Below are 266 nucleotides of genomic sequence, written 5' to 3' on the forward strand. Positions count from 1 at the left end.
TCTGCTGGGATACTGGCGGGATTGACCCGACCATTGTGTATGAACGCTCGAAAAAGCATGGGCTGTTCCGGGTGATCCCCATTAAAGGGGCATCCGTCTACGGAAAGCCAGTGGCCAGCATGCCACGTAAGCGAAACAAAAACGGGGTTTACCTTACCGAAATCGGTACGGATACCGCGAAAGAGCAGATTTATAACCGCTTCACACTGACGCCGGAAGGGGATGAACCGCTTCCCGGTGCCGTTCACTTCCCGAATAACCCGGAT

General features: G+C 54.1%; 1 protein-coding gene. It reads left to right on the forward strand.

Translation table 11 applies throughout. The features are described 5' to 3' along the window. Window positions 1–266: terminase gpA endonuclease subunit (locus tag HEN21_RS23660; RefSeq protein ID WP_183082973.1), on the forward strand; the 266-nt coding region annotated here is incomplete at both ends.

Source organism: Escherichia sp. 93.1518 (assembly GCF_013368915.2).
GTDB classification, from domain to species: Bacteria; Pseudomonadota; Gammaproteobacteria; order Enterobacterales; family Enterobacteriaceae; genus Escherichia; species Escherichia ruysiae.